Annotated in this window: 1 protein-coding gene; it reads left to right on the top strand. The window is 74.2% G+C overall.

Features of this window, described 5'->3' with window-relative positions; translation table 11 throughout:
• Positions 1-5,661: SDR family NAD(P)-dependent oxidoreductase (locus tag ACFYXC_RS41710; protein ID WP_389558366.1), on the top strand; the 5,661-nt coding region annotated here is incomplete at both ends.

Raw genomic sequence — 5,661 nt, 5'->3', positions numbered from 1 at the left:
GTTCGCCGACGGGGTCCGTGCCCTCACCGGCGCCGGCGCGAACGCCTTCCTGGAGATCGGCCCCGGCGGCGTCCTCACCGCCCTCGCCCAGCAGAGCCTCGACAGTGCCGCCGAATCCGTGGTCGTACCGGCGCTGCGCAAGGACCGGGACGAGGAGACCGCGCTCCTCACCGCGCTGGCCCAGCTGCACGTGGCCGGTGCGGACGTCGACTGGGCCCCGTGCTTCGAGGGGACCGGTGCGCGTCGTGTCGCGCTGCCGACGTACGCCTTCCACCACGAGCGGTACTGGCCACGGCCGGCCGCCCACACCGGCGACGTCACCGGCGCGGGGCTCCGGCCCGCCGAACACCCGCTGCTCGGCGCCGCCACCGCACTCGCCGCCTCCGAGGGGGTGCTCTTCACCGGGCGCCTCTCCCTCACCACCCACCCCTGGCTCGCGGACCACACCGTCGGCGGCGGCATGGTGCTGTTCCCCGCCACCGGCTTCCTGGAACTGGCCGTGCGCGCCGGTGACGAGGTCGGCTGCGACCGGGTCGAGGAGTTCACCCTCGCCACGCCGCTGCTGCTGCCCCAGGACGGCGCCGTGGTCGTCCAGGTGTGGGCGGGCGCCCCCGACGAGAGCGGCGCCCGCACGGTCAGCCTGTACTCCCGCCCGGCCGACGCCCCCGAGGAGACCTGGACCGAGCACGCCTCCGGTGTCCTCGTCCCTGGTGCCGTCACCCTTCCCTTCGACGCCTCGGTCTGGCCGCCCAAGGGCGCCGTCGCCGTCGACCTGGAGGGCTTCTACGACCGCACCGAGTACGGTCCCGTCTTCCGCACCATCCGGGCCGTCTGGAAGCGCGGCGACGAGGCGTTCGTCGAGGCGGCGCTGCCCTCCCAGGCCGACGACGCCGGCTACTACGGCATGCACCCGGCACTGCTCGACGCCGCCGTCCAGTCCGTGGGCTTCGCCGGCCTGGACGACGAGCACCAACTGCTGCCGTTCCTGTGGGCAGGGGTGTCGCTGCACGCGGGCGGCGCCTCCGTGGTCCGCTTCCGGGTGGCCCGCACCGGCGAGGACTCGGTGTCCATCGCCGCCGCCGACGTCGAAGGCGCCCCCGTCCTGTCGGCCGAGTCGCTGGTGCTCCGGGTGCCCGCCGGGGCGCAGGCCCCCGCCGCCCGCCGTACGGAACTGGACTCCCTGCTGCGCCTGGAGTGGACGGCCGCCCCGGAGAACGGGGACGACGTCCCGGCCGTCCGGCACACCACTGTCCCCGCCCTGGCCCAGGACGGCGCCGCCACCGTCCTGGCCGGCCTCACCGGAGAGGAGGACCTGGTCTGCGTACCGGTCCCCGGCGACGCCACGGCCACCGACGTGCCCGCGGCCACCCATGCGCTCACCGCGCGCGTCCTCGGCCTGGTGCAGGAGTGGCTCGCCCAGGAGAGGTCCGCCGACTCCCGGCTGGTGTTCGTCACGCGTCACGCCGTGCAGGCCGGACCCGGCGACGGGGTCCGGGACCTGCCCGCCGCCGCGGTGTGGGGTCTGGTCCGCGCCGCGCAGTCCGAGAACCCGACCCGGTTCGCGCTCGTCGACCTGGACGACGACGCCCGTACCGAGGACGTCCTGCCGCACCTTCCCGCGCTGCTGGCAGGCGGCGACGCCCAGTTCGCCGTACGCGACGGTGCGGTGCTGGTGGCCCGGCTCGACCGTGCGGTGGCCGGCCCCGGCCTGCTGCCGCCCGCCGAGGGTCCGTGGCGCCTGGACAGCACCGCGCGGGGCAGTCTGGACGCGCTGACCCTGCGCTCCTGCCCCGAGGTGCTGGAGGCACCGGAGGGCCGCCAGGTGCGCATCGAGGTGCGGGCCGCGGGCCTCAACTTCCGTGACGTGCTCAACGCGCTGGGCATGTACCCCGGCGAGGCAGGGCTGCTCGGCGCGGAGGCGGCCGGTGTCGTCACGGCGGCGGGTCCGGAGGTGACCGGCCTCGCGGTCGGTGACCGGGTGATGGGCATGGTGCCCGGCGGTCTGGCCACCGACACGCTGATCGACGAACGCTTCCTCGCCCGCGTGCCCGAGGGCTGGAGCGACGAGGAAGCGGCCTCCGTTCCGCTGGTGTTCCTCACGGCCCACTACGGACTCACCGAACTCGCCGGTCTGTCGGCGGGGGAGCGGGTGCTGATCCACGCCGGTGCGGGTGGTGTGGGGATGGCGGCGGTCCAGCTGGCGCGTCATCTGGGTGCCGAGGTGTTCGCGACGGCGAGCGAGGGCAAGTGGGACACCCTGCGGGGTCTCGGGCTGGACGAGGAGCACATCGCGTCGTCGCGTGATGTGGGCTTCGAGGAGAAGTTCCGTGCGGTCACCGGCGGTCGCGGCATGGATGTCGTACTGAACGCGCTGGCGGGTGAGTTCGTGGACGCGTCGCTGCGGATCACGGCGTCCGGGGGCCGGTTCCTGGAGATGGGCAAGACCGACATCCGTGACCCGGAGTCGGTCGGGGATGTGCGGTACCGGGCCTTCGACCTGGGTGAGGCGGGTCCGGAGCGGACCGGTGAACTGCTGGGCGAGCTGCTGGAGTTGTTCGCCGGGGGTCTGCTGCGGCCGTTGCCGGTGCGGGTGTGGGACGTGCGGCGGGCGCGTGAGGCGTTCCGGTTCATGAGCCAGGCCAAGCACATCGGCAAGCTCGTACTGCGGTTCCCGGCCCGCTGGTCCGGCGACGGCACGGTGCTCGTGACGGGTGGTACCGGTGGTCTGGGCCGGGAACTGGCCCGCCATCTGGTGGCGGCGCGTGGGGTGCGCCGGCTGCTGCTGGTGTCACGCGGTGGTCCGGCGGCGGAGGGCATGGACGCCTTCCGGGCAGAGCTGGAGGCGCTGGGCGCCCATGTGGGCGTACACGCCTGTGATGTGACGGACCGTCCGGCCGTCGCGGAGCTGCTGGCGTCGGTACCGGCGGAGCACCCGCTGACCGCTGTCGTCCACACGGCGGGCGTCCTCGACGACGGGGTGGTGACATCACTGTCGCAGGAGCGGCTGTCGGGTGTGCTGCGGCCGAAGGTGGATGCGGCCTGGCACCTGCACGAGCTGACCCGTGGCCTGGACCTTGCGGCGTTCGTGATGTTCTCCTCGGTGTCCGGGGTGATGGGCAGTGCGGGGCAGGCCAACTACGCGGCGGCCAACGTCTTCATGGACGCCCTGGCCCAGCACCGCGTGGCGCAGGGGCTGCCCGGCCAGTCCCTGGCCTGGGGCGCCTGGGAACAGTCCGCCGGCATGACCGGCACGCTCTCCGACGCGAACGCGCGCCGCATGACGTCCGCCGCGGCACCGCTCACCGTCGAGCAGGGACTCGCCCTGTGGGACGCCGCCACGGTCTCCGACGAGCCGTACCTCGTACCGATCGGCGCCTCCGGCAACAGCAGGATGCCCGGCGAGGTGCCGCCGCTGCTGCGGAACCTGGTGCGCGGCACCCGCCGCGCCGCCGCGACCGCCGTCGGCGGCGCGGGCACCGCCGCGGCCGTCACCCGGCAACTCCTCGACCTGCGTGCGGAAGACCGCCTGCGCTTCGCGGTCAACCTGGTCCGCGCCGAGGCCGCCCCGGTCCTCGGGCACTCCTCGGTCAAGGCCATCGACGCCGACCGCGACTTCCACGACCTCGGCTTCGACTCCCTGACCGCCGTCGAGCTGCGCAACCGCCTGACCACCGTCACCGGTCTGCGGCTCCCGGCGACCCTGGTCTTCGACTACCCCACGCCCACCGTGCTCGCCGAACACCTGGTCTCCGCCCTGCTTGACGAGCAGCGCGCCACCGGCACGACCGCCCCGACCACCGTCGCCGGAGCCGTCGCCGACGACCCGGTCGTCATCGTGGGCATGGCCTGCCGGATGCCCGGCGGCGTCAGTTCCCCCGAGGAACTGTGGCAGCTGGTCCTCGACGGCGGCGAAGGCATCTCCGCCTTCCCCACCGACCGCGGCTGGGACCTGGAGACCCTCCAGCGCGGCGGCGAGGGCGGCCACGGCCGCAGCGCCACCTCCGAGGGCGGCTTCCTCTACGACGTGGCCGACTTCGACGCCGGGTTCTTCGGGATCTCCCCGCGCGAGGCCCTGGCGATGGACCCGCAGCAGCGGCTTCTCCTGGAGACCTCCTGGGAGGCGTTCGAACACGCCGGCATCGACCCCGCCACCGTGCGCGGCAGCCGTACCGGCGTCTTCGTCGGAACCAGCGGCCAGGACTACACGACCCTCGTCATGAACTCCCGCGAGGACGCCGAAGGTCACGCCCCCACCGGCCTGGCCACGAGCGTCACCTCCGGGCGCCTCTCCTACACGTTCGGTCTTGAGGGCCCGGCGGTCACCGTCGACACCGCCTGCTCGTCCTCCCTGGTCGCCCTCCACTGGGCGGCCCACGCGCTGCGCTCCGGCGAGGCCGACCTGGCCCTCGCCGGCGGCGTGACCGTGATGTCCACCGCCATGGGGTACGCGGGCTTCACCCGGCAGGGCGGCCTCGCCCCCGACGGGCGCTGCAAGGCGTTCGCGGACGCCGCCGACGGCACCGGCTGGTCCGAGGGCGTCGGCATGCTCGTCCTGGAACGCCTCTCCGACGCCCGCCGCAACGGCCACCCGGTCCTCGCGGTGCTGCGCGGCTCGGCCGTCAACCAGGACGGCGCCTCCAACGGCCTGACCGCCCCCAACGGGCCGTCCCAGCAGCGCGTCATCCGCCAGGCCCTGGCCAGCGCCGGACTCGGCACCGCGGACGTCGACGCGGTCGAGGCACACGGCACCGGCACCACCCTGGGTGACCCGATCGAGGCGCAGGCCCTCCTGGCCACGTACGGACAGGACCGGCCCGAGGACCGGCCGCTGCTGCTCGGCTCCATCAAGTCGAACATCGGCCACGCCCAGGCCGCCGCCGGTGTCGCGGGCGTCATCAAGACCGTCATGGCGATCCGGCACGGCGTCCTGCCCAAGTCCCTGCACATCGACCGGCCGTCGACCCACGTCGACTGGACCGAGGGCGACGTACGCCTGCTGACCGAGACCACCGAGTGGCCGGAGACCGGCCGTCCGCGCCGCGCCGCCGTGTCGTCCTTCGGCATCAGCGGCACCAACGCGCACACCATCATCGAGCAGGCCCCGGAGACCGACGCGCCGACGGCCGCCGCCGCACCGGTGTCCCTTCCTGCCACCGCCGGGCCGGAGACCGCCCCTGTCGTCGTGCCGTGGCCGGTGTCCGCGAAGTCGCCGGAGGCGCTGGACGCGCAGCTCGCCCGGATCACCTCCGTCACCGACGCCGACCCGCTGGACGTGGGCCTCTCGCTCGCCACGGGCCGCTCGGTCTTCGAGTACCGCGCCGTCCAGCTGGCAGGCGCCGAAGGCGGGCCGGTGGAGGCGGCGCGGGGCCGTGCCGTCGAGCGCCGGCTCGCGGTCCTGTTCTCCGGTCAGGGTTCGCAGCGCGCGGGGATGGGGCGTGAACTGTACGCGCGCTTCCCGGTGTTCGCGGCGGCACTGGACGAGGTGCTCGCGCTGCTGGACCCGCGGCTCGACCGTCCGCTGCGTGAGGTGCTGTTCGCGGAGGAGGGCAGCGAGGGAGCCGCTCTCCTGGACACGACCGGGTACACGCAGCCCGCGCTGTTCGCGATCGAGGTGGCGCTGTACCGGCTGGTGGAGTCGTGGGGTGTGACGCCGGAATTCGT

It is taken from the genome of Streptomyces sp. NPDC002701, from assembly GCF_042889045.1.
GTDB lineage: Bacteria > Actinomycetota > Actinomycetes > Streptomycetales > Streptomycetaceae > Streptomyces.
The sequence above is the reverse complement of the archived record's forward strand: the minus strand, read 5'-3'. Positions and strand labels throughout refer to the sequence as shown.